The organism is Mesorhizobium calcicola (assembly GCF_042682105.1).
GTDB classification, from domain to species: Bacteria; Pseudomonadota; Alphaproteobacteria; order Rhizobiales; family Rhizobiaceae; genus Mesorhizobium; species Mesorhizobium calcicola.
On the sequence record NZ_JBHUGY010000009.1, the window covers coordinates 121,051 to 144,397 of the forward strand.

The 23,347-nt window shown below is 64.2% G+C and carries 17 protein-coding genes; 10 read left to right on the forward strand and 7 right to left on the reverse strand.

The features are described from left to right. Positions 1 to 234: 234 nt before the first annotated feature. Positions 235 to 507, forward strand: a complete 273-nt coding sequence (locus ACFSQT_RS05400) for an usg protein (RefSeq protein WP_379017328.1) — start codon at positions 235 to 237, stop codon at positions 505 to 507. Between the two features lie 318 nt (positions 508 to 825). On the opposite strand, the gene ACFSQT_RS05405 is transcribed toward ACFSQT_RS05400, so the two are convergent. The 3 genes from ACFSQT_RS05405 to ACFSQT_RS05415 form a co-directional block, all read right to left on the reverse strand. After that, positions 826 to 1,860, reverse strand: coding sequence for an aldo/keto reductase (locus ACFSQT_RS05405; RefSeq protein ID WP_379017329.1), 1,035 nt, complete (start codon positions 1,858 to 1,860; stop codon positions 826 to 828). Between the two features lie 44 nt (positions 1,861 to 1,904). After that, on the reverse strand, positions 1,905 to 3,185 hold the full coding sequence (locus ACFSQT_RS05410; protein ID WP_379017331.1) for an SGNH/GDSL hydrolase family protein: 1,281 nt from the start codon (positions 3,183 to 3,185) through the stop codon (positions 1,905 to 1,907). Between the two features lie 61 nt (positions 3,186 to 3,246). Next, entirely contained in the window at positions 3,247 to 4,440 is a 1,194-nt protein-coding gene (locus ACFSQT_RS05415; protein ID WP_379017332.1) for an MFS transporter, read from the reverse strand. Positions 4,441 to 4,559: 119 nt separating this feature from the next. On the opposite strand from ACFSQT_RS05415, the gene ACFSQT_RS05420 reads away from it, so the two are divergent. After that, positions 4,560 to 5,468, forward strand: a complete 909-nt coding sequence (locus ACFSQT_RS05420; RefSeq protein WP_379017333.1) for a LysR family transcriptional regulator — start codon at positions 4,560 to 4,562, stop codon at positions 5,466 to 5,468. Positions 5,469 to 5,524: 56 nt separating this feature from the next. Here the strand turns inward: ACFSQT_RS05420 and ACFSQT_RS05425 are convergent, their stop codons facing one another. Together ACFSQT_RS05425 and ACFSQT_RS05430 are read right to left on the reverse strand one after the other, a co-directional pair. After that, the gene (locus ACFSQT_RS05425) at positions 5,525 to 6,574 is read right to left on the reverse strand and encodes an aldo/keto reductase (RefSeq protein WP_379017334.1); all 1,050 of its coding nucleotides are present in this window, start codon (positions 6,572 to 6,574) and stop codon (positions 5,525 to 5,527) included. A gap of 111 nt (positions 6,575 to 6,685) precedes the next feature. Continuing rightward, complete coding sequence (locus ACFSQT_RS05430; protein ID WP_379017335.1) at positions 6,686 to 7,348, reverse strand: YggS family pyridoxal phosphate-dependent enzyme; 663 nt, start codon at positions 7,346 to 7,348, stop codon at positions 6,686 to 6,688. 153 nt (positions 7,349 to 7,501) lie between these two features. Here ACFSQT_RS05430 and leuS point away from each other — a divergent pair, with 153 nt between their 5' ends. The 3 genes from leuS to ACFSQT_RS05445 all read left to right on the forward strand — a co-directional run bounded on the left by leuS (position 7,502) and on the right by ACFSQT_RS05445 (position 13,686). Further along, positions 7,502 to 10,126 carry a leucine--tRNA ligase gene (gene leuS / locus ACFSQT_RS05435; protein WP_379017336.1) on the forward strand — a complete coding sequence of 875 codons (2,625 nt, stop codon included), beginning with the start codon at positions 7,502 to 7,504 and terminating at the stop codon, positions 10,124 to 10,126. Then, on the forward strand, positions 10,113 to 10,694 hold the full coding sequence (lptE, locus tag ACFSQT_RS05440; RefSeq protein ID WP_379017337.1) for an LPS assembly lipoprotein LptE: 582 nt from the start codon (positions 10,113 to 10,115) through the stop codon (positions 10,692 to 10,694). Before leuS ends, lptE begins: the two co-directional genes overlap by 14 nt. 289 nt (positions 10,695 to 10,983) lie before the next feature. Next, positions 10,984 to 13,686 (forward strand): DNA translocase FtsK, encoded by a 2,703-nt coding sequence (locus ACFSQT_RS05445; RefSeq protein ID WP_379017338.1) that lies wholly within the window; start codon positions 10,984 to 10,986, stop codon positions 13,684 to 13,686. Between the two features lie 104 nt (positions 13,687 to 13,790). Here the strand turns inward: ACFSQT_RS05445 and fsa are convergent, their stop codons facing one another. Further along, positions 13,791 to 14,447, reverse strand: coding sequence for a fructose-6-phosphate aldolase (gene fsa, locus ACFSQT_RS05450; RefSeq protein WP_379017340.1), 657 nt, complete (start codon positions 14,445 to 14,447; stop codon positions 13,791 to 13,793). Between the two features lie 90 nt (positions 14,448 to 14,537). Here fsa and ACFSQT_RS05455 point away from each other — a divergent pair, with 90 nt between their 5' ends. Next, the gene (locus ACFSQT_RS05455; protein WP_379017341.1) at positions 14,538 to 16,721 is read left to right on the forward strand and encodes a primosomal protein N'; all 2,184 of its coding nucleotides are present in this window, start codon (positions 14,538 to 14,540) and stop codon (positions 16,719 to 16,721) included. 53 nt (positions 16,722 to 16,774) lie between these two features. Then, positions 16,775 to 17,470, forward strand: a complete 696-nt coding sequence (locus ACFSQT_RS05460) for an aspartate/glutamate racemase family protein (RefSeq protein ID WP_379017342.1) — start codon at positions 16,775 to 16,777, stop codon at positions 17,468 to 17,470. Between the two features lie 81 nt (positions 17,471 to 17,551). On the opposite strand, the gene ACFSQT_RS05465 is transcribed toward ACFSQT_RS05460, so the two are convergent. Then, positions 17,552 to 20,521 (reverse strand): hypothetical protein, encoded by a 2,970-nt coding sequence (locus ACFSQT_RS05465; RefSeq protein WP_379017343.1) that lies wholly within the window; start codon positions 20,519 to 20,521, stop codon positions 17,552 to 17,554. Positions 20,522 to 20,903: 382 nt separating this feature from the next. On the opposite strand from ACFSQT_RS05465, the gene ACFSQT_RS05470 reads away from it, so the two are divergent. The 3 genes from ACFSQT_RS05470 to atpA form a co-directional block, all read left to right on the forward strand. After that, entirely contained in the window at positions 20,904 to 21,299 is a 396-nt protein-coding gene (locus tag ACFSQT_RS05470) for an AGROH133_08824 family phage infection protein (protein ID WP_379017344.1), read from the forward strand. 245 nt (positions 21,300 to 21,544) lie between these two features. After that, positions 21,545 to 22,105, forward strand: a complete 561-nt coding sequence (locus ACFSQT_RS05475) for a F0F1 ATP synthase subunit delta (protein WP_379017345.1) — start codon at positions 21,545 to 21,547, stop codon at positions 22,103 to 22,105. Further along, a partial coding sequence (gene atpA / locus ACFSQT_RS05480) for a F0F1 ATP synthase subunit alpha (protein ID WP_379017346.1) occupies positions 22,105 to 23,347 on the forward strand: 1,243 nt, incomplete at its 3' end. The genes ACFSQT_RS05475 and atpA, both read left to right, overlap by 1 nt.

Consider the following 23,347-nt stretch of genomic DNA (forward strand, 5'->3'; position numbering starts at 1 on the left):
ATTCGGCGGCATTATTACCAGTTCCTCCGTTACGGCAATATTAGACGTTGGGTTTGCGTGGCGGGATGCCGCAGGGGGCCTTTTTGCTTGTATCAGCACTCGGCCACGGTCGCTGCTAACCGTATGTTTTCGCGCGGAAAACCCGTTTTCGATCAAGAAAAATCAATAGACAGTTAAATAACTAAGCGCACAATCCGATGTCGGGAGGAAAGGAGATCGACCCAGGGGGCTGCAATGTACGATCATACCGAAATGGACCTGATGCTCAGGGGCTACGGCCTGACAACAGCCAAGATTCTGTACCATTTTCCCGATCACCCGCATCTGCTGCAGAGCTACATCTGGCAGGACTACGACATCGCTCCGGAGTTTCCGGTGCTGATCCGGTTCATCGAATTCTGGAAGACCAGCCTCGACGGCCCGCTGCATTCGGTTGTCTACACGCACCAGAAGCTGATCGCGCCGAACGAATGGCGCAAGGTCGACGGCGAGTTCGTGCTGCATTAGGGGGTCCGGCGCAGAAGCTTTGAGGCTCGCTTCCGTTGACGGGCCGATATGCATGGCGATTGACAGAACGCCTATCGCTTCGTCATCCTAGGGCGCAGCGAGGAGCGGAGCGAAGAGAGCAGACCCTAGGATCCATGCCGCGACCTCTCGGCGTTGCTGCGGTCCAGAATTCTGATCCGCCGCATTGCTCAACAGCCGTCACGGCATGGATCCTCGGGTCTCCGCGACGGAGCTTCGCTCCTGCTTCGCCCGTGGATGACGAAACTGGGAGGCGTCGGCCAATCCCGAACGTTGCCGCCCAAATGAACGATCGCGAGTTTAAACCGCCGGCGGGTTAAGGCGGGCGAAACCTTCCTGGCGACGATAGGGGAAATACGGGTAGGGCGCGGTGACCTCGCTCGCCGCGTCGAGTTTTTTCATCTGCTCCGGCGTCAAGGTCCAGCCGATGGCGCCGAGATTCTGGCGCAGCTGCTGTTCGTTGCGGGCGCCGATGATGACCGACGATACGGTCGGGCGCCGCAAAAGCCAGTTGATGGCGATCTGCGGCACCGTCTTGCCGGTTTCCTCGGCCACCGCGTCAAGAGCATCCATGACCCGGTAGAGATGCTCGTCGTCGACCGGCGGGCCGAAGCTCGCGGTGTCGTGCAGCCGGCTCTTTTCCGGCAATGGCTGGCCGCGGCGGATCTTGCCGGTCAGGCGGCCCCAGCCGAGCGGGCTCCACACCAGCGCGCCGACGCCCTGGTCGAGGCCGAGCGGCATCAGCTCCCACTCATAGTCGCGGCCGACCAGCGAATAGTAGACCTGATGCGCGACATAGCGCGGATAGCCGTGCCTGTCGGCTTGCGCCAGCGACTTCATCACTTGCCAGCCGGAAAAGTTGGAGACGCCGACATAGCGCAGCTTGCCGGCGCGCACGAGCTCGTCCAGCGTCGACAGAACCTCCTCGATCGGTGTGCCGGCATCGAAGGCATGCAGCTGCAGCAGGTCGATGTAATCGGTGCCGAGGCGCCTCAGCGCATCGTCCACCGATTTGATCAGCCGCGAACGCGACGAGCCGTAATCGGCCGGGCCGTCGCCCATCGGCAGCGAGGTCTTGGTCGAGATCAGCACGGCATCGCGGCGGCCCTTTATCGCTTCGCCAAGCACCTGTTCGGAAGCGCCGTTCGAATAGACGTCGGCGGTGTCGAACAGGTTGACGCCGGCCTCAAGGCAGATGTCGATCAACCGCCGCGCTTCCCTGGCGTCGCTGTTGCCCCAGGCGCCGAACAGCGGGCCGGCGCCACCAAAGGTTCCCGCGCCGAATGAGAGTGCGGGCACTTTCAGGCCCGACGCGCCGAGACGTCGATAGTCCATGGTTTTGTCCTTTCAATTGCTGGATGAAGTCAATTGCGGGCTGCTCAGTTCCTGATCAGCCGGCGGAGATCGATGGCCTCGGCCATGGCCCGGTTTCCCTTGTCGCCCGGATGGAGGTGGTCGCCGGAATCGAACTCCGGCAGCAGGCGTGTCGGGTGCACGGGATCGCGAAGCAGCAGGTCGAAGTCGACGACCGCATCGAAGGCACCACTGGTTCTGATCCAGTTGTTGACCCTCTGGCGCAACGCTTCTTTTTCAGGCGTGTAGTAGGCATCGAGCGGCGTGCCGCTCAGCGCGCCCTCAAAGGGCGTCAACGTGCCGCCGACGATCATCAGATTGTGGGCGTGGGCCTGGGCTGCGAGTTGCAGGTATCCAGTGGTGAGTGCCGCCAGGGAGGGTAGGGATTTCCCAGGTGCGAATGGCGTGCCGGGCCAGCTGATGTCGTTGATGCCGATGAGTAGGATGACCGCCTTGGCGCCGGGCTGAGCCAGCACATCACGGTCGAAGCGCGCCGAAGCCTTCACGCCCATCGCATCGTCCAGCAGCCTGGCGCCGGATATGCCTGCGTTCAGCACCGACACTTGCTTCGAGACGAGACGCTCGGCGAGGACGTCCGGCCACCGGTTGTCGGCGTCCAGCGTGGCGCCATTGCCGTCGGTGATCGAATCGCCGATGGCGATGACGGCGCCATCATTTGCCGGCGCATCGACCAGGATCTCGCTGACCAAGGTACGCGCGTCGGTGGTCTGCGCGGCTGCGATTGTTTCGGAAGCCGTCTGATTGCCGTTGCCGACATAAGCGGTCTGCTTGCCGTCCCAATGGAAGGTGGAGATCGGTGTGGGCTGCGGCAGATAGATCGATATCGAAAGGCGGCTCAAGGCGTCGAGGGGCAATTCCACCGGATCGCTGACCAAAGGCGCGCCTGCCGGAACTGTTGCCTTGGCCTGGCCACCAAAGGTTACGACGCGATCGGTGCCGGCGGTGATTTTCGATTCCACGCCGGCGATCGCAGCATGCGTTTCACCGATCTGGATCGGCAGGTTGGAATACTCGTTCGACAGGACGATGCGGAACCGCCTGCCGCCAACGCTGGTCCTGATCGTCTGGCGTATGGTCTGGTTCTCAAGCTTTGGCATCATTTTCACCGGCAAGGCAAAATCGGCCCCCCATGTCGGTTGAGGGCTGGCCGTCCAGGTGCCCACCCAATCCTGTTTCTCGCCGGCAATTGCCGGGTTGACTATCGATAAAGCCGCCAAAGCGAGCGCGCCGAGCGTCAGGCGCGTTGCCAGAAGGGCGACGGTGGTGCGGCGGATCGGATGCGTCATAGGTTCTCCTCTCGGGTTCTGGTTTCGGGGCGTCTGCCGTTGGTGGATCTCGGTGTTGCCATCACTTGATGGAGGCGGTGCCGGCAGCAACCGGGATCAGCCGCTCCTCATGTCTGTCGAGACGCAGTGCCAGTCCCGCCACGGCGAGTGCGGCGAGCGGCAGCAGGGCGGCGACCCAGGTGAGCGCACCGAGGCCAAGGCCATGGGCAATCACCGCGCCACCAAGCCAGGCGCCGGCCGCATTGCCGAGATTGAAGGCGGCGATGTTGAAGGACGAGGCAAGGCTCTGGCCGGCACCTTGCGCCTTCTCCAGCACCCACATCTGCAGCGGCGCCACGGTGGCGAAGGCGGCGGCACCCAGCAGGCCGACATAGAGGACGGCCATCACCTGGCTGTGGATGGCGAAGGTCATGGTTGCGAGCACCAGGGCCAGCACCACGAGGCTGCCCAGCACAGCCGGCACCAGCCAACGATCGGCGACCTTGCCGCCGGCGAGATTGCCGGCGATGAGGCCGCCACCGAAGACGAGCAGGATCGGCGACACGGCTGCTTCCCCAAAGCCGCTGATCTGCGTCAGCAACGGGGCGATGTAGGTGAAGACGGCGAAGACGCCGGCATAGCCGAGCACGGTGGTGGCAAGGCCGAGCAGCACGGGCGTGCGGCGCAGCACGGCGAGATCGGCGCGCAGGTCGCTCTTTTCCGGCGCTGCTTCGCTGCGTGGCACCAGAGCCAGGATGACCGCGAAGGCCGCCAGGCCAACCACGGCTACCGCCCAGAAGGTCACCCGCCAGCCAAAGGCCTGGCCGAGCCAGGTGCCGAAGGGCACGCCGAGGATGTTGGCGATGGTCAGGCCGGTGAACATCAGCGCGATCGCCGAGGCCTTCTTGTTGGGCGCGACCAGCCCGGTGGCGACGACAGAGCCGACGCCGAAGAAGGTGCCATGGGCAAAGGCGGTGATGACGCGAGCGCCCATCAGCGTCCAGTAGTCGGGCGCCAGCGCACAGGCGAGATTGCCAAGCGTGAAGATCGCCATCAGCGCCAGGAGCACGGTCTTGCGCGGCCAGTTGCCGGTGGCGATGGTCAGCAGGGGCGCGCCGATGACGACGCCGAGCGCATAGCCCGAAATGAGCTGGCCGGCGGCCGAGATCGAGACGCCGAGATCCTTGCTGACGTCGAGCAGCAGACCCATGATGACGAATTCGGTGACGCCAATGCCGAAGGCACCGGCGGCAAGGGCGTAAAGAGCAAGAGGCATGGCGGAGTTCCACTTCGATGAGGAAGAGCGCCGTCTGCGCCCCGACCCGAAAGATCGTGTCGCCATGCATTGTGAACCAGACTTGCGCCGGGCACATTTTTTATGAAATAGATTCACAGATGGCCAGGCCCGACATCAACCGCTCCGGCGAGATCGAAGTCTTCGTGCGCGTCGTCGAGGAAGGCAGTTTCTCTTCCGCGGCACGCGCGTTGCGCATGACGCCGTCGGCGGTCAGCAAGCTGATCGCGCGGCTGGAGGCACGGCTTGGCGCGCGGCTGGTCAGCCGTTCGACACGCAAGCTGCAACTGACGCCGGAAGGCACCGCGTTCTACGACAGCGGTCTGCGCATCCTGGCCGACATGGCGGCGGCCGAACAGGAGGCCGCGGCAGGTGCGGCGCCACGCGGACGGCTGCGCGTCAACACCTACGTTCCCTTCGGGGTGCACCGGCTGATCCCGCTTCTGCCGCGCTTCCTCGAACGTTACTCCGAGATTTCGGTCGATCTGGTGCTGACCGACAACGTCATCGACCTGATGGCGGAACGCGCCGACGTCGCCATCCGTGCCGGGCCGCTCGGCGAATCACGGCTGGTGGCGCGCAAGCTGGGGCAAAGCCGGGTGGTCGTCGTTGCCGCGCCTTCATACCTCGAGACGCATGGCACGCCGCTGACACCGACCGATCTCGACAGGCACAACCGCATGGGCTTCGGTTTCGCCAGGCATATCGACGGCTGGCCGTTTCTCGACGCGGCCGGAAACGCCATCATGGTTCCGATCACCGGCAACACGCTGGTCAGCGACGGCGAGGCGATGCGGCTGATGGCGCTGGCGGGCGCCGGCATCGCCCGGCTGGCGTACTGGCACGTGGCGGCCGATATAGCGGCGGGCCGGCTGGTGCGGTTGCTTGAGGATTTCAATCCGGGCGACGAGGAAGCCACCCACGCCGTCTATGTCGGCCAGGGCCGGCATCTGCCGGCGCGGGTGCGGGCCTTTCTGGATTTTCTGGGAGAGAGCGTGCGGCTGACCTGACGTGAGAAGGCTCTCGGGAGCCGCCGGGCTCCCGAGATAGTCTGTGCTGGCAGCTTCTATGCTTTCGGCGTGAACGGCGCCGGGCGCCGGCCCGCGGCCTGGCGCTCCACCATCCAGCCGGGATATTCGGCCGGCAAGGCGCTGACCTCGTCGAGACGGAGGAGATCGTCGGTGTCGAGCTTCACTTCAGTGGCGGCGAGGTTCTGCTCGAGCTGTTCCATGCGGCTGGCGCCGATGAGGACGCTCATCACGAAAGGCTTGGCCAGGACATAGCCGAGCGCCACCGTGGCAACGCTGACATCGTGCTTGCTGGCGATCTCGCGCATGATGGCGACGGCCGCCCAGGCGCGATCCTCGTTGACCGGCGGGAAGTTGAAGCTGGCACGGCGGCCCTCGCCATTGCCGGGCGCGCCGGGGCCGTATTTGCCGGAGAGCAGACCGCCGGCCATTGGCGACCACACCATCAGGCCGAGTTTCTCCTCGTTGATGAGCGGCACGATTTCGCGCTCGAGATCGCGGCCGGCGATCGAATAATAGGACTGGATGGTCTCGAAACGGGCGAAGCCCTTGCGGTCGGCGATGCCGAGCGCCTTGGCGATGCGCCAGGCCTGCCAGTTGGAAACGCCGACATAGCGGACCTTGCCGCTGGCAACGAGATCATCCAGCGCCCGCAGCGTCTCGTCGATCGGCGTCACCGTGTCGGTGCCGTGCAGCTGATAGAGATCGATATGATCGAGCTGCAGCCGCTCGAGGCTGGCGTCGACCGAATCCATGATGTGGCCGCGCGACGAGCCGCGCTGGTTCGGGCCGTCGCCCATGGCGCCGTGCACCTTGGTGGCGATGACCACCTTCTGCCTGTCGACGCCGAGATCCCTGAGCGACTGGCCGAGCAGCCGCTCGGACTGACCGAACGAGTAGACGTCGGCCGTATCGAAGAAATTGACGCCGGCAGCGAGCGAGCGGGCGACGATCTCGTTGACGCCCTTCTGGTCGAGGCTGGCGATCAGGCCCCATTGGGCATTTTCGCCGGCGGCGCCGAAGGTCATGGTGCCGAGGCAAAGTTCGGAGACGAACATCCCCGTATTTCCAAGCTGGTTGTAACGCATGGGTGGTGGCTCCAGAAAATCGTGATGACATCCAGCAAATAGGAACGGTACGTTTCGTTTCCAATCCCTGGCACAGCGAGATCGCCAGACTGGCCCAAAGGTCGCGGCGTGTCAGCGGTTGCCGAAGATCGCCGAACCGACCCTGACGCTGGTGGCGCCGAAGGCGATCGCCGTCTCGTAGTCGCCGGACATGCCCATCGACAGTTTGGCGACGCCGGCCTCTTGCCCAAGCTTTTCCAGCAAGGCGAAGTGCGGACCGGGGTTCTCGTCGGCCGGCGGGATGCACATCAGGCCTTCGATGGCGAGGCCATGGCCATCGCGGCAGCGGGCGACGAAGGCGACGGCGTCGCGGGGCTCGATGCCGGCCTTTTGCGGCTCGGAGCCGGTGTTGACCTGGACATAGAGCTTTGGCGCGCGGCCCTGCCTGGCGATTTCCCTGGCGAGTTCAACGGCGATCTTGTCGCGATCGACCGTCTCGATGACGTCGAACAGCGCCACCGCCTCCTTCGCCTTGTTCGACTGCAGCGGACCGATCAGGTGCAGTTCGATGTCGGGAAAAGCCTCCTTCAGCGCCGGCCATTTGCCTTGCGCTTCCTGGACGCGGTTTTCGCCGAACACACGCTGGCCGGCCTCGACGACCGGGCTTATGTCGGCGGCCTCAAAGGTCTTGGAAACCGCGACCAGCGTCACCGTGCCGGCTTGGCGGCCGGCCTCGCGCTCGGCGGCGGCGATCTTCGCCTTGACCGCGAAAAACTGCTGAACGGCGTCACCCATATGCAAATCCCGCTGTTTTGATCCGCGTTTTTGACCGACGCGAGACCCATATGGTTGACGGGTTTGCCAAACCATGGTGAACACCCGGACCATATCCAATGAACTGCCGAGCTGTCGCCCGCAGTCCGCATGCTTTTAAGTGAAAAACGTCCCATGGCAACCGAACGATACAATCCGCGCGCGTCAGAGCCCAAATGGCAGAAGGCCTGGGACGCCAGGAAGCTTTTCGAAGCGCACAATGACGATCCGCGTCCGAAATACTACGTGCTGGAGATGTTCCCGTATCCGTCGGGGCGCATCCACATCGGCCACACCCGCAACTACACGATGGGCGACGTGGTGGCGCGCTACAAGCGGGCCAAGGGCTTCAACGTGCTGCATCCGATGGGCTGGGACGCCTTCGGCATGCCGGCCGAGAACGCGGCGATGCAGAACAAGGTCCATCCCAAGGAATGGACCTACCAGAACATCGCCACCATGCGCGAGCAGCTCAAGGTAATGGGCCTGTCGCTGGACTGGGCGCGCGAATTCGCCACCTGCGACGTCGACTACTACCACCGCCAGCAGATGCTGTTCCTCGATTTCGTCGAGAAGGGGCTGGTGACGCGCAAATCCTCCAAGGTCAATTGGGACCCGGAGGACATGACGGTGCTCGCCAACGAGCAGGTCATCGACGGGCGGGGCTGGCGTTCGGGCGCGCTGGTCGAACAGCGCGAGCTGACGCAGTGGTTCTTCAAGATCACCGACTTCGCGCAGGACCTGCTGGATTCGCTCGACGGCCTCGACGAATGGCCGGAAAAGGTGAAGCTGATGCAGCAGAACTGGATCGGCCGCTCCGAAGGCCTGCTGATCCGCTGGCCGCTGGCAGGAGCTTCTGGCGGCGAGCAGGAACTGGAAGTCTACACGACAAGGCCCGACACCATCTTCGGGGCCTCCTTCATGGCTGTCGCCGCCGATCATCCGCTGGCCAAGAAGGCCGCCGAGACCAATCCGGCGCTGGCCAAGTTCATCGACGAGGTCCGCCATATGGGCACCTCGGTGGCGGCGCTGGAGACGGCCGAGAAGAAGGGTTTCGACACCGGCATCCGCGTCGTTCATCCGTTTGACGACAGCTGGACGCTGCCGGTCTATGTCGCCAATTTCGTGCTGATGGAATACGGCACCGGCGCCATCTTCGGCTGTCCGTCCGGCGACCAGCGCGACCTCGACTTCGCCAACAAATACGGCCTGCCGGTAATCCCGGTGGTGATGCCGGAGGCTGAGAATCCGGCGAGCTTCCAGATCATCGATGAAGCCTATGTCGGCGACGGCGTGATGATCAATTCGCGCTTCCTCGACGGCATGAAGCCGGCCCAGGCGTTCGACGAGGTCGCGACACTGCTGGAGCAGAAGACCATCGGCAACCGGCCGATGGCCGAGCGCAAGGTGAATTTCCGCCTGCGTGACTGGGGCATTTCGCGCCAGCGCTACTGGGGCTGCCCGATCCCGATGATCCATTGCGAGGATTGCGGCGTGGTGCCGGTGCCGAAGGCCGACCTGCCGGTCAAGCTGCCCGACGATGTCGATTTCGACCGGCCTGGCAATCCGCTCGACCGCCATCCGACCTGGCGCCAGGTCAAATGCCCGCAATGCGGCAAGGATGCGCGTCGCGAAACCGACACGATGGACACGTTCGTCGATTCGTCGTGGTATTTCGCCCGCTTCACGGCGCCATGGGCGCATGAGCCGACCGATCCCAGGGCGGCCAACGAATGGCTGCCGGTCGACCAGTATATTGGCGGTATCGAGCACGCGATCCTGCATCTGCTCTATTCGCGTTTCTTCACCCGCGCCATGCGCGAGACCGGCCATGTCGATCTGGCCGAGCCGTTCAAGGGCCTGTTCACGCAAGGCATGGTGGTGCACGAGACCTATCGCGTCGGCTCGGCATCGAATGGCCGCTGGCTGGCGCCCACCGAGGTCAGGCTGGAAGAGGTCGACGGCAAGCACCGCGCCATCGACATCGCCACCGGCGAGGCGGTGACGATCGGCCCGCTCGAAAAGATGTCGAAGTCGAAGAAGAACACGGTGAGCCCGGAAGACATTACCGACGGCTACGGCGCCGACACGGCACGCTGGTTCATGCTGTCGGACTCGCCGCCCGAGCGCGACGTCGAATGGACGGACGACGGTGCCGCCGGCGCGCATCGCTTCATCCAGCGCGTCTGGCGTTTGGTGTCGACGGCGGCCGAGACGCTGGCCGGCATCAAGCCCGAGGCGGCCAGTGACGGCGAGGCTGGAGCGGTTTCCAAGGCGGCGCACAAGATCCTGAAGGCGGTCGGCGAGGATATCGAGAAGCTCGCCTTCAACCGCGCCATCGCCCGCATCTACGAACTGGCCAACGCGCTGACCACGCCGCTCAGCGAGGTGGCCGAAGGCAAGGCCGATGCGGCGCTGAAAGGCGCCTGCCGGCAGGCCGTGGAGATGCTCGTGCACCTGATCGCGCCGGTCATGCCGCATCTGGCCGAGGAGTGCTGGGAGACGCTCGGCGGCACCGATCTCGTCGCCGAACGGCCGTGGCCGGTCTTCGATCCGGCACTGGTCGTCGACAACGACGTCACCTATCCGGTACAGGTCAACGGCAAGAAGCGGGGGGATTTGACAATTGCCCGCGACGCGGACCAAGGTGCGGTCGAAAAAGCGGTACTGGCTCTCGACTTCGTGCAGAAAGCACTCGAAGGCAAGGCTCCGCGCAAGGTGATCATCGTGCCGCAGAGGATCGTCAATGTCGTTGCCTGATCGGGAAAAGACAGAGCTGCGCCGTTTGCTGCGCCGCGTCGCGCTTGCTGGCCTGCTCGGCTCGCTTGCGCTGGCCTCGGCCTGCACGGTGCGGCCGCTCTATTCGAGCGCGCCGTCGTCGACCGGCTCGACCGGCAGCGCCAACGCCGAGCTGGCGTCGATCGCCATCAAGCCGGTCAACACGCGTTTCGGACAGCAGGTGCGCAACAATTTGATCTTCGGATTTGGACGAGGCGCCGGCGAACCGGCGTCGCCCGTCTATTCGCTCTATCTCGGCGTAGGCGAAGCCGTCGAGTCCTCGGCACTCGTGCAGGTTGGAACCGACGAGGACGAGCCGACCGCCGGTTCCGTGACGCTGACCGCCACCTATACGCTTAGCGACGCGAAAACGGGAGCAAAGATCGCGTCCGGCAGGCGCTCGATCACCTCGTCCTTCGACAGGCCGCGTCAGGAATTCGCCGCATACCGGGCGCAGATCGACGCCGAGAACCGTGCCGCGCGCGAGCTGGCCGAAGCGCTGCAGCTGTCCATCGCCCAGGACCTGGTCAGGCACGGCAAGGCCGGCTAGCGTTATCGTTTCGAACGCACTCGCGTCAAAACGCGGGTATGGAGGGCAATGGTGACATCGATCACGCGCCCAAAGCCAGTCCATCGGACATTGCCGTAGAGATACCCTACCTCACTCCTCGTCGTTCACGCAGGCAGATCGCGCCACCGGTGTAAGTGCTGGTCTCGCTCGTTGCGACCGGTGCGATGACATTGCTATCCCAAGATCGTCGACGATCGAGCCGCCGGGAAGCAACTGTTAACCACTCGCTCCCTATTGCTCAGCGAACGTTTCAGAGCGAGTCTTGAGAATGGAATCCAAGCGTTTTCACCGGGTCAATTCATTGAAGGCAACTTCGCCCGATGACCCCGGGGTGGAGCGCTTCGATGGCGGCAGGGCCGGTCAGCGAGCCGCTTCAGCCGCGACAGGCGGCCATAATCGCCCGACTCACCAGGGACAGGACGGCCGGCAATCCGGCACCCAACAGGCCGGCTATTCCGCGCGGCTTGTCGATCTCGGCGGTAACAGGCGGCCTTATATGGAGCCGAGGGGTGGCCTTGGGACCAGCGATGCGTCCGCCAAAATCGGCGACATCGAAAGTCCCGCCTGGCAGGAATATTTCTTCCTCGCGCCCAATGTGCGTTTTACACGCACGCCGGATTATGAGGCCAAGAAGCATCGCCAGCAGGGCGACCGTGTCGTCGAGCAAGACGCTCCCGACGCGCTGCCAGCGCAGCAGGCAGCCACGCAGCCCGTCGTCGATGAGGCACCACTTGCGCCCTCGCTGCTGGCATTGCCGGCTTCGGTGAAAAGCCGCAATTTGGAAACAACCCGGTTGCAGGGCAGCAGCGAATCGGCCGCACAAAGGACGTCGCCGCTGGCTGCGGCGTATGCCGCGCCGGGGCGTGCCAACGACAAGGCACGACCTGCTCCGTCGGCATCTCCGATGACGGCCGCAACCGGACGAGCATCCGCGCGCGCGGCCGCCGTCCCGGCAGGCCGCGCCGCGACCAAAACAGTCATCCCCGAGACACCGCGCTGGCCTCATCTTTCGGATCACGCCTTCTTCGAGGTCATGGCGCCCTATCTGGTCGACGTTACGTCCCAGGCCCGGCCGGCCAGCCCGACCACGCCGGCGCCGGCCGCCGCTGCGCGGATCGGTATCGGCCGCCCATCGATGGCGGCCGACGCCACCTCGCTGTTTCGTGTCATCGAATGGCTTCCAGGCCGGCCCTCGAAGCCTTTGCCTGATGTCTGGCCGTCCAACGCGAACGAAGCTGTGGTGCAGCCCGACGTGCCGGCGAGCAATGCGCTGCAGGCCGAAGTCGCTGCAGTCCCCGCTGCCGCAAGTGACGCCGTTGCCGTGCCAATCGTGCCGCGTCGGGACGTCGCCGTGCGGGTCGCGGCCGCGTCCCCACGCTTGCCTCTGGCCGGCAAAATCGCGCCTTCAATGGCGGGCGATTCCTATCAGCTCCCCTCCGAAGAGTTGTTGCAGCAGCCACCGGAGGGTCAGGGATTCTACATGTCGCAGGAGCGGCTCGAGCAGAATGCCGATCTTTTGGAAAGCGTGCTCGAAGATTTCGGCGTGCGCGGCGAGATCATTCACGTGCGCCCGGGCCCGGTTGTCACGCTCTATGAGTTCGAGCCGGCGCCGGGTGTCAAATCCTCTCGTGTCATCGGCCTCGCCGATGATATCGCCCGCTCCATGTCGGCGGTTTCGGCGCGCGTCGCCGTCGTGCCCGGCCGCAACGTTATCGGCATCGAGCTCCCGAACGAGACGCGCGAAACGGTCTATTTCCGGGAGCTGATCGAATCGGAGGGCTTCCGCAAGACCAGCTGCAAGCTGGCGCTTTGTCTCGGCAAGACGATCGGTGGCGAGCCTGTCATCGCCGAGTTGGCGAAGATGCCGCACCTGCTCGTGGCGGGCACCACCGGCTCCGGCAAGTCGGTCGCCATCAACACCATGATCCTGTCGTTGCTTTACCGACTGAAGCCGGAAGAGTGCCGCCTGATCATGGTCGACCCCAAGATGCTGGAGCTCTCCGTGTATGACGGTATCCCGCATCTTTTGACCCCCGTCGTCACGGATCCCAAAAAGGCGGTCACCGCGCTCAAATGGGCGGTGCGCGAGATGGAGGACCGCTATCGCAAGATGGCGCGGCTCGGCGTGCGCAACATCGACGGCTACAATGAGCGCGCGGCTGCCGCCCGCGACAAGGGCGAGACGGTCGTGATGACCGTGCAGGCCGGCTTCGAAAAGGGCACGGGCGAGCCGCTTTTCGAACAGCAGGAAATCGACCTTGCGCCGATGCCCTATATCGTCGTCATCGTCGACGAGATGGCCGACCTGATGATGGTCGCCGGCAAGGAGATCGAAGGCGCCATCCAGCGTCTGGCGCAGATGGCGCGCGCGGCCGGTATCCATTTGATCATGGCAACGCAGCGCCCTTCGGTCGATGTCATCACCGGCACGATCAAGGCCAACTTCCCGACCCGGATTTCCTTCCAGGTGACATCCAAGATCGACAGCCGCACCATCCTGGGCGAACAGGGCGCCGAACAGCTGCTTGGCCAGGGCGATATGCTGCACATGATGGGTGGGGGGCGCATTTCGCGTGTGCATGGCCCGTTTGTTTCCGACGCGGAAGTCGAGCATGTCGTGGCGCATCTGAAAGCGCAGGGCCGCCCCGAATATCTGGAGACAGTAACAGCCGACGAGGATGAGGAAGAAGCCGAAAGCGATCAGGGCGCGGTCTTCGACAAGGGATCCGTTGCAGCCGAAGACAATGATTCCATCTATGACGAGGCGGTCAAGGTGGTGGTGCGCGACAAGAAGTGCTCGACGTCCTACATCCAGCGCCGCCTCGGTGTCGGCTACAACCGCGCCGCATCGCTGGTTGAGCGCATGGAAAAGGAAGGGCTCGTCGGTGCACCCAACCATGTCGGCAAGCGCGAGATCATCATGGGCCGGCGCCAGCAGGTGAACGCGCCCGACGATGACGGCACCGATTGATCGGCAGGGCCTTGGCGTTTCTTCTTCTTCGGAAGCGCAATAAAAAAGGCCGGTTTCCCGGCCTTTTTTTGTTGAAAGCGGTGTGACCTCAGCCGATCGCCATCTTAGCCGATCGATTGGCCGGTCTTTGCCCAGTCGGCGAGGAACAGTTCCAGGCCCTTGTCGGTCAGCGGATGCTTGACCAGCGCCTTCAGCGTCGCCGGCGGCGCGGTGACAACATCGGCGCCGATGAGTGCCGCCTGCTTGACATGGTTCACGGTGCGAACCGAAGCCACGAGGATCTCGGTCTGGAAATCGTAATTGTCGTAGATCTGCCGGATCTCCTGGATCAGCTCCATGCCGTCGATGCCGATGTCGTCGATGCGGCCGACGAAGGGCGAGATGAAGGACGCACCGGCCTTGGCCGCGAGCAGCGCCTGGTTGGCCGAAAAGCACAGCGTGACGTTGACCAGGCGGTTCATCTCGGTGCGGATGGTCTTGCAGGCCTTCAGACCGTCCAGCGTCAGCGGCACCTTGATGCAGACATTGTCGGCGATCTTGGCCAGGACCTTGGCCTGCTGCATCATCTCGGAATATTCGGTGGCGGTGACCTCGGCCGAGACCGGACCCTTGACGATGTCGCAGATCTCCCTGGTGACTTCGGCGATCTTGCCGCCGGATTTCAGGATCAGTGACGGGTTGGTGGTGACGCCGTCGAGCAGGCCCAGGTCGTTGAGCTCACGGATATCCTTGACGTCGGCGGTGTCGACAAAAAATTTCATGGCGGTCTCCTGACGATTTCGTCGTGCTGGGAAAGGCACGTTCAGCGTTGCGCTTTGATCTAGACCAAAGTCAGGGCAAGGTCACGCCTCATGATCCAAGATTCGCCCTTTGTCGCAGCCGCACCGGTGCTGGTGCCGATGCCCGCCGAACGTCCCTACACCTATGCCGTGCCCATCGGCATGCGCGTGGTGCCGGGCTCGATCGTGCGCGTGCCGCTTGGCCCACGCCAGGTCGCCGGCATCGTCTGGGATGGCGCGGTCGAGACGGTCGATGCGAAAAAGCTGCGCCCGATCGAACAGGTCTTCGACTGCCCGCCGATCGACCGCGCCATGCGCCGCTTCGTCGACTGGGTGGCGCAGTACACGCTGTCGCCGCCGGGCATGGTGGCGCGCATGCTGCTCAGGGCGCCGGAGGCTTTTGACCCCGAACCATGGATCGAGGGGCTGCAGCGCACCCTTCTGGCACCCGACCGGATGACGGGGGCGAGAGAGCGCGTGCTGGAGACGGCCGAGGGCGGCCTTGCCTGGACGCGGTCCGGCCTGGCGCATGCCGCCGGCGTGTCGTCGACGGTGATCGACGGCTTGAGGGCACAGGGTGTGTTCGAGACGGTGATGATTCCGCCGCGCCCGGTGGTGGCCGCGCCCGACACCAGCTATGCGACACCGGAACTGATGCCGGACCAGAACGACGCCGCGCGGATGCTGCGCGCCAATGTCGCGGCCGGTGTGTTCAATGTCGCGCTGCTCGACGGCGTCACCGGATCGGGCAAGACGGAAGTCTATTTCGAGGCGGTGGCGGCCGCGCTCGACCAGGGCAAGCAGGTGCTGATCCTGCTGCCGGAAATCGCGCTGACGCATGCCTTTCTCGAGCGCTTCCAGCAGCGCTTCGGCGCCAAGCCGGGCGAATGGCATTCGGACCTGCCGCCGCGGATGCGCGAAAGGGTCTGGCGGCAAGTGGCGGAGGGCGGCGTGCGTGTCGTCGCCGGCGCGCGCTCGGCGCTGTTCCTGCCGTTCAAGGAGCTTGGCCTGATCGTCGTCGACGAGGAGCACGACCCCGCCTACAAGCAGGAAGACCGCGTCTTCTACAATGCGCGCGACATGGCGGTGGTGCGCGGCCATATCGGCAGCTTTCCGGTGGTGCTGGCGTCGGCAACGCCATCGGTCGAAAGCCGGGTCAATGCCCAACAGGGCCGCTACAACAGGGCGGTGCTCTCCGCCCGCTTTGCCGAGGCGGCCCTGCCTCACCTGAAGGCAGTCGACATGCGGCGGGCGCCGCCGGCGCGTGGCGGCTTCCTGTCGCCGGTGCTGCTCGATCACATGCGCCAGACGCTGGAGAGGAAGGAGCAATCGCTGCTGTTCCTCAACCGGCGCGGCTATGCGCCGCTGACGCTGTGCCGCGTCTGCGGCCACCGCTTCGGCTGTCCGGTCTGCTCGGCCTGGCTGGTCGAGCATCGTTTCCGCGGCCAGCTTGTCTGCCATCATTGCGGGCACAATGAGCGCCGCCCCGAAGCCTGCCCGGAATGCGGCACGCTCGACCATCTGGTTGCCTGCGGACCAGGCGTCGAACGCATCGCCGAGGAGGTCGTCGCGCATTTCCCGGACGCGCGCACCATCGTCCTGTCATCCGACCTGATGGGCGGCGTGCGGCGGCTGCGGCTGGAGCTGGAAGCGATCGCCAATGGCGAGGCTGACATCGTCATCGGCACACAACTGGTCGCCAAGGGCCACAACTTCCCCAACATGACGCTGGTTGGCGTCGTCGATGCCGACCTCGGTCTCGCCAATGGCGATCCGCGCGCCGCCGAGCGCACCTTCCAGCTGCTCAGCCAGGTGACCGGCCGCGCCGGCCGCACCGGCAAGAAGAGCCTCGGCCTGTTGCAGACGTTCCAGCCCGACCATCCGGTGATGCGGGCGATCGTCTCCGGCGATGCCGAGGCTTTTTACGAGCGCGAGATCGCCGAGCGCGAACGCGCGGCCCTGCCGCCGTTCGGCCGGCTCGCCGGTGTCATCGTCAGCGCGGTGACGCGGGCCGAAGCCGAGGGCCATGCGCGCGGCCTGCGCCGCGCCGCACCCGAGGCCGCCGACCTGTTCGTGCTCGGTCCGGCCGAGGCGCCGCTGTCACTGCTCGGCGGCCGCCACCGCTTCCGCCTGCTGATCCAGGGTGAACGGCGCGCCGATATGCAAGGCTTCATCCGCGCCATGCTGGCCAACGGGCCGAAACAGCGCGGCTCGGTCCGGGTACAGGTGGATATCGATCCGCAGAGTTTTTTGTAAGGTCGCGATTCCAGCGATAAGCTGCCTCCAAGCCGGCAAGACAGGAAGATCACATGAAAACCCTCGGCCTTCTCGGTGGCATGAGTTGGGAATCGACCGCCATCTACTACCGCCTGCTCAACGAGATCGTGCGCGAGCGTCTCGGCGGGCTGCATTCGGCAAAGCTGCTGCTGTGGTCGTTCGATTTCGCCGAGATCGCCGAGCGGCAGCATCACGGCGACTGGGATGGTGCCGGCGTGCTTCTGGCTGACGCCGCGCGCAAGCTCGAGGCAGGCGGCGCGGAAGGCCTGCTTTTGTGCACCAACACCATGCACAAACTGGCCGACCAGGTGCAGGCGGCGGTGTCTATCCCCCTGATCCATATCGCCGATGCCACCGCGGTCGCCGTCAAGCGCGCCGGTATGCAGCGTCCGGCGCTGCTGGCAACGCGTTTCACCATGGAGCAGGATTTTTATAAGGGCCGGCTCGCCGACAAATATGGACTTCAACCCGTGGTGCCGGATCAAGCCGGGCGCGACATGGTGCATCGCGTCATCTACGAGGAACTGTGCCAGGGCGTCGTCACCGAAGCCTCGAAAGCGGCCTATATCGCCGAGACCGAGCGCTTGCGCCGCGAGGAGGCCGCCGACAGCGTCATCATGGGCTGCACCGAGATCACCATGCTGATCGGCCAGCCGGACTTCGACATTCCGGTCTTCGACACGACGCGGATCCATGCCGAGGCGGCGGTGGCGTTCATGCTGCCCTGAAGCAATTCCAGGAAAAGTGTGAGGCGGTTTTCCCGGGAAAATCGCGGAGCGCTTTCCCTGGGGAATTGCGTCAGACAGAGGTCAGGGCTGGACGGCGACAGTTCCGCTGCCGACCACTTTCAGCTTCCACCCGTCCGCTTGCGTGCCGGCGAGGTTGAGATGCCCGACCAGGAAATACAGGCGGTCGGTGTCAGGGCCCTTGGCGGTGCAGAACCGGTCCTGCAGATAGGACGGAGGCGTCGCCTGGTAGTAGAGGTCCGCCTCGATGCTGGCGGGGTGTGTGCCCTTCGGCAAATCGGCAAGCGGTATCGAGTAACTCAGCGTGTCGCTGCCGCCCTCGATATAGTCGGGATCGTCCTCGACGGCGGTGGTGCCGACATCGACGGCGAGTTCCTCATCCGCGCCCAATGCCTTGGCGATTTCCAGCCGGCTTTCAACCGGCAGGAAGCCAGCCGGCAATATCCGGTTGTCTTTCACCTCCGTGCAGATCGACAGGAAGCTGGTCGTTAGCTCGCCTTCCGGCTTCGACTGTGCATTGCACACTGGATTGGGCGTATTGGCGGGCGGCGTGGAGACCAGTTCCTGGTAGATCTGAACCTGATCCTGTCGCGTGATCTTCTGGTAATGCGGCTGATGCGGCCGTTCGCCGGGATGGACGCGGCCGGAACAATCGTCCTTCCACCAAAGCTCGCCATCAAGCGGCTTGCCGTCGGCACCGACGATCACACCGGCGGCGTTGGTACGACCGGAGACCCAGAGCTGCTCGCCGTTCTGGTCGAGCACGCTGAAGGTGAGAAACGCGCGCCGGAAACCCACTCCGGAGGGGAACTTGTGACCGGCCAGGTTCTTCACCGTCACCTTGGCATCGAGCGCCTCGGTGGTCATGGCAAGATCGCTGATGGCTACGGTGGCGGTTGCCTGCGACGCCTGGTCCAGCATCGCCTGCTCGGTGAGGACGAGAGGATCGAGAGCCTTCTTGCCCATCATCGGATCGCGCGTCCTGATGCCGAAGACATCGGGAAACTGCTGTGCCATCTTGACCAGGAAGACGTTGAGACCGACGAGCGTGTGGCGGGCAAATCCCTCGCGGACCGAAAGATCCGGTGCGTTGCTGGACTCGGTCTGCGGGAAATTCAGATTTTCCTGGATGCTGGCGATCTTGCTCATCGTCGGCGATCCGTCCGGTTCCGTCGATGACATGTGACACCCCTGACAGCTGCGCGGCGTGGCGCCGGCGCCCAGCGGGAGCGGTCCATCCGGGCTGCTGCCGGTTCGATAGGCGCTGAACGCCCATTCCGGATAGGTCGTCTGCTCGTAGATGTGCGCCAATGTGTTGGTGCCCTGCAGAACCGGCAAATGAACCGTGTGGCAGGTCCCGCAAACCTCGGAGCTCATGATCGTGGCGTCGTGGACCGGTTTGATGCCCAGCGCCGTATGCATCGGCCCGGCTTCCGGCTTCTCGAAGGGGCCGATGAGCGTTTCGGGCGAACCGACCATGAAGCTGCCGGTGAAGGTCTTGGCAAAACCGGTCGCATGCGGATTGAGCAGCGCCTGCCGCTCGTCGACGCAGGCGTTCTGCGGCTGATCGGCGAGCGGTCCGCTGGCCTTGGTGTTGAGCACCATGCGGTGACAGGAGGTGCAGGTGATGCCGTCGCGGGCAAGCATGCCGTAATTGGCGTGCGCGGCACTCGGATTGTCGGCCGGCCAGGGCGTCGCATCGACCATGTCGCGCGAGAACAGTTCGCATTTGCCCGAGCGCGCCTTCTCGTCGATGTGAAACTGCCGTTCTCCGGCGATGCCATGGCAGCCAAGGCAAACGTCCTGCACGACACCGGACATTTTGGGGTGAAAGCTTTGCGTTTCACTGGCCAGCTGCGCGAAAAATATCGGATCGCGGCCGCCCAGCCCCATCGGCGAGGTTCGCCAGGTCGCCAGTGGCGACAGATTGATCATGCCATCGCCATGCGGGTTTGGCCTGGTCATGTCGAACTGCAACCCGGTGCTGCCGGCATCGTGACAACCGAGGCACTGGCTCGAGGTCAGGAACGTATCGGACGCATCGGGACCCTTGGCTCCGACCCAGGTGTTGTCGTAGGTTTCGGAAGGCATTCGCGAGACGGTCTCATAGGTCGGCATCTCGCGGACATAGGCCTGCAACGCGGCGATCACGTCGGCGTTCGGACTGTAGAGCGGTTGGCCAAGACGCGGGTTGGCATTGACCGGCAAAACGACGGTCTGGTGCAAGGTCTCTGCCGGCGCTCCCGTGAAGAAATCCTGTGCGAGATAGTTGAGCGGCTTGCCTGGCTCGCCCGCGGCATTCTTGGGAGAGGCGAAGGTCAGATTGTCGGCCGCCGAGGCATGGCAGTTCATGCAGTACTGGGCGAAGCCCATGTTGGGCATGCTGTTGTTGTCGGCCGGCAGGGCTGGCCAATCCGGAGTCCAGCCGCTCTGGCTGCCGAAGCCGTACCAGCCCCAGAACCAGCCGTCGTAAGAGGCGCTGGCATCGCGGATCATGATCGCGGCGCCGCTGGTTGGAAAAAGCCTGAGAGGATCGACCGTCCGGCAATCCGACGCCGGCTCAGAAAACATCTCCTTCACCATGATGGCGCCGTCGGGAACCGGCGGCGGATGATCGACCTCGCCTCCGGCCGAACGATTCTTGCGAAGCCAGTCCATCATGTCAGGCGAATACCAGATCATGACAGGCGCATGGGTTCCGAAATCCTTGCCCTGCCAGGCACCGTTGACCAGGGTCGCGATGCGCGGCCCGGCCTGGCGCACATATTTGTCGTGCACCCATCCGGCAGCCTCGTCGCGATAACAGTAACTGCCCAGATATTGGTTGAGCTTGTTCTCGTAGTCTCCCAGGGACAGCGCCGAGGGCTTCCTGATCGTGGCCGCGAGCTGCTGGCAGACCAGAGGATCGGCGGGAGCCATGACCGTCGGCCGTTCGGCGATACAGCCCGCGCGTGCGCCCTGCGTGATCCCGACAAGGGCTGCCGCAGCGACCCAGAAGCTGGCCAGATGCAAGGCCCGACAGAGATCCGGCATGATCTTCTCCGAATTTTGAGATCCTGCCTGCCGCACTCCGTCCGTGTAGATTTCACAAGTGATGGCGAAACATGTGAAATTGCTAAACTAAGCAAGAAGTCGACGAAAGGAACATTTGAAGCATAGTACTTACTGTGCGTTACGGCAAGGCGCGCGATCTATACTGTTGAAGAAATCGCACCTGGGATGCTCTTGTCCGGGGGGTGTTTGCGCAGCAGTCCAACCGGCCGCAAAGCCGTCGCGTCCAAGCGGGCGGCTCATATCAGGCGACAGTATTTCCAGTGCGGCGTTGCCGAAACCCCGACTTGCCGGCCGCACGCTTGACTTCCTTCGCGGGCGACATTCAATGCATCCGGAATTGCTGTGAGGGGGGCGAGACAAGATGGATTTTGCGTTTCCATGGCCAATGAGCCAGGGCGAATGGCTGGCCTGGTCGAGCGCCGTCGTCACCGCGCTGCTCGGCCTTCTGTTTTTCCTGGCGCCCGGCCTGGCCTTCCGGATCTTGCGGCTGCAGGTCAAGCCCGAGAAGGTTGCGGCGATCGCCGAGGGGCGCGGCAGGATGTCGGGCTTCTATCTGGGCGTCGGCCTGTGCTGCATCCTGCTGGCGCAGCCGCTGATCTACATGACGCTTGGCTTCTCCTGGCTGTTCACCGCCTTCGGCCGGCTGCTGTCGATGATGTCGGATGGCGCCAATACGCCTTTCAATTGGGTTTCCATTGTGGTGGAATTGGTGCTGGCGGCGTTGCCGCTCGCCTTTGCCTTCGGCTTTCTGCCCTGAATCCCCGGTATTCCGGGGCCGAAGACGGGTGACTTTCGCCGGATGCGACAATAGTGCCTGAAAACCATGCGGAACGACGCATTGCGGTCTTAAAATGCCTGTGCTAGACGGCAATCGACTTTCGGCCGGGGATAGCGGAAGCCGCGTCTCCGTGCTTGAAAAAATGCAGTAAGGTCAAAGATTTAGCCAGAGTTTTTGCTCGCGCAAACAATCTGCGGCCTGTCAGACAAGAGAAAAGACGGTCCGTGGCTCAATCGTCATCGCCAATCTCAGGTGTCGCAGAACGTTATGCGGGTTCGCTGTTCGAACTCGCCCTGCAGGCAAATTCCGTGGCCAAGGTCGAGGCGGACCTCAACAGCTTCGAAGCGATGCTCGCGGGCAGCGCCGACCTGACCCGGCTGATCAACAGCCCGGTGTTCTCCAGCGAGGACCAGGCCAAGGCCATCGCGGCGATCGCCGACAAGGCCGGGATTGTCGGCCTCGCCGGCAATTTCCTGCGCGTCGTCGCCAGCAATCGCCGGCTGTTCGCCATCCCCGGCATGATCAGGGCGTTCCGCCAGATCGCCGCCGAACACCGTGGCGAGACCGCTGCTGAAGTGACGTCGGCGCACGAGCTGACCGATGCCCAGCAGACCGAACTCAAGGCGGCGCTGAAGAGCGTTGCCGGCAAGGACGTGGCCATCTCCGTCACCGTCGATCCGTCGCTGCTCGGCGGACTGGTGGTCAAGATGGGCTCGCGCCAGATCGATACGTCGCTCAAAACCAAACTCAATTCGCTCAAGCTTGCACTGAAAGAGGTCGGCTGATGGACATCCGCGCCGCGGAAATTTCCGCAATTCTGAAAGACCAGATCAAGAATTTCGGCAAGGAGGCCGAGGTCTCCGAAGTCGGACAGGTGCTGTCCGTCGGTGACGGTATCGCCCGCGTATACGGCCTCGACAATGTCCAGGCCGGCGAGATGGTCGAATTCCCCGGCGGCATCCGCGGCATGGCGCTCAACCTCGAAGCCGACAATGTCGGCGTCGTCATCTTCGGCGCCGACCGCGACATCAAGGAAGGCGACATCGTCAAGCGCACCGGCGCCATCGTCGACGTTCCGGTCGGCCCCGGCCTGCTCGGCCGCGTCGTCGACGCGCTCGGCAATCCGATCGACGGCAAGGGCCCGATCAAGGCGGTCGAGCGCAAGCGCGTTGACGTCAAGGCGCCCGGCATCATCCCGCGCAAGTCGGTGAACGAGCCGATGTCGACCGGCCTCAAGGCCATCGATGCGCTGATCCCGGTCGGCCGCGGCCAGCGCGAGCTGGTCATCGGCGATCGCCAGACCGGCAAGACCGCCATCATCCTCGACACGATGCTCAACCAGAAGTCGGTGCACGATAACGGCCCCGAGAAGGAAAAGCTCTACTGCGTCTACGTCGCCGTCGGCCAGAAGCGCTCGACCGTGGCGCAGTTCGTCAAGGTGCTGGAAGAGCGCGGCGCGCTCGAATATTCGGTCATCATCGCCGCCACCGCGTCCGACCCGGCGCCGATGCAGTTCCTGGCGCCGTTCGCCGGCTGCACCATGGGTGAATATTTTCGCGACAACGGCATGCATGCGCTGATCAGCTATGACGATCTGTCGAAGCAGGCCGTCGCCTATCGCCAGATGTCGCTGCTCTTGCGCCGCCCGCCGGGCCGCGAAGCCTATCCGGGCGACGTCTTCTACCTGCACTCGCGCCTGCTCGAGCGCGCCGCCAAGCTCAACGACGATCTGGGCGGCGGATCGCTGACCGCCCTGCCGATCATCGAGACGCAGGCCAACGACGTGTCGGCCTATATCCCGACCAACGTGATCTCGATCACCGACGGCCAGATCTTCCTCGAAACCAACCTGTTCTTCCAGGGCATCCGTCCGGCCGTCAACGTCGGCCTGTCGGTCAGCCGCGTCGGCTCGGCCGCGCAGATCAAGGCGATGAAGCAGGTTGCCGGCTCGATCAAGGGCGAGCTCGCGCAGTACCGCGAAATGGCGGCCTTCGCGCAGTTCGGCTCCGATCTCGATGCCGCCACGC

What these genes read in the sequence shown, in the direction of transcription:
- ACFSQT_RS05425 (WP_379017334.1), bottom strand. Translation starts at nt 6,574, where the DNA reads ATGCGTTACAACCAGCTTGGAAATACGGGGATGTTCGTCTCCGAACTT.
- leuS (WP_379017336.1), top strand. Translation starts at nt 7,502, where the DNA reads ATGGCAACCGAACGATACAATCCGCGCGCGTCAGAGCCCAAATGGCAG.
- ACFSQT_RS05455 (WP_379017341.1), top strand. Translation starts at nt 14,538, where the DNA reads ATGATCCAAGATTCGCCCTTTGTCGCAGCCGCACCGGTGCTGGTGCCG.
- fsa (WP_379017340.1), bottom strand. Translation starts at nt 14,447, where the DNA reads ATGAAATTTTTTGTCGACACCGCCGACGTCAAGGATATCCGTGAGCTC.
- ACFSQT_RS05465 (WP_379017343.1), bottom strand. Translation starts at nt 20,521, where the DNA reads ATGCCGGATCTCTGTCGGGCCTTGCATCTGGCCAGCTTCTGGGTCGCT.
- ACFSQT_RS05415 (WP_379017332.1), bottom strand. Translation starts at nt 4,440, where the DNA reads ATGCCTCTTGCTCTTTACGCCCTTGCCGCCGGTGCCTTCGGCATTGGC.
- ACFSQT_RS05470 (WP_379017344.1), top strand. Translation starts at nt 20,904, where the DNA reads ATGGATTTTGCGTTTCCATGGCCAATGAGCCAGGGCGAATGGCTGGCC.
- ACFSQT_RS05410 (WP_379017331.1), bottom strand. Translation starts at nt 3,185, where the DNA reads ATGACGCATCCGATCCGCCGCACCACCGTCGCCCTTCTGGCAACGCGC.
- ACFSQT_RS05420 (WP_379017333.1), top strand. Translation starts at nt 4,560, where the DNA reads ATGGCCAGGCCCGACATCAACCGCTCCGGCGAGATCGAAGTCTTCGTG.
- ACFSQT_RS05430 (WP_379017335.1), bottom strand. Translation starts at nt 7,348, where the DNA reads ATGGGTGACGCCGTTCAGCAGTTTTTCGCGGTCAAGGCGAAGATCGCC.
- ACFSQT_RS05400 (WP_379017328.1), top strand. Translation starts at nt 235, where the DNA reads ATGTACGATCATACCGAAATGGACCTGATGCTCAGGGGCTACGGCCTG.
- ACFSQT_RS05405 (WP_379017329.1), bottom strand. Translation starts at nt 1,860, where the DNA reads ATGGACTATCGACGTCTCGGCGCGTCGGGCCTGAAAGTGCCCGCACTC.
- lptE (WP_379017337.1), top strand. Translation starts at nt 10,113, where the DNA reads ATGTCGTTGCCTGATCGGGAAAAGACAGAGCTGCGCCGTTTGCTGCGC.
- ACFSQT_RS05445 (WP_379017338.1), top strand. Translation starts at nt 10,984, where the DNA reads ATGGAATCCAAGCGTTTTCACCGGGTCAATTCATTGAAGGCAACTTCG.
- ACFSQT_RS05460 (WP_379017342.1), top strand. Translation starts at nt 16,775, where the DNA reads ATGAAAACCCTCGGCCTTCTCGGTGGCATGAGTTGGGAATCGACCGCC.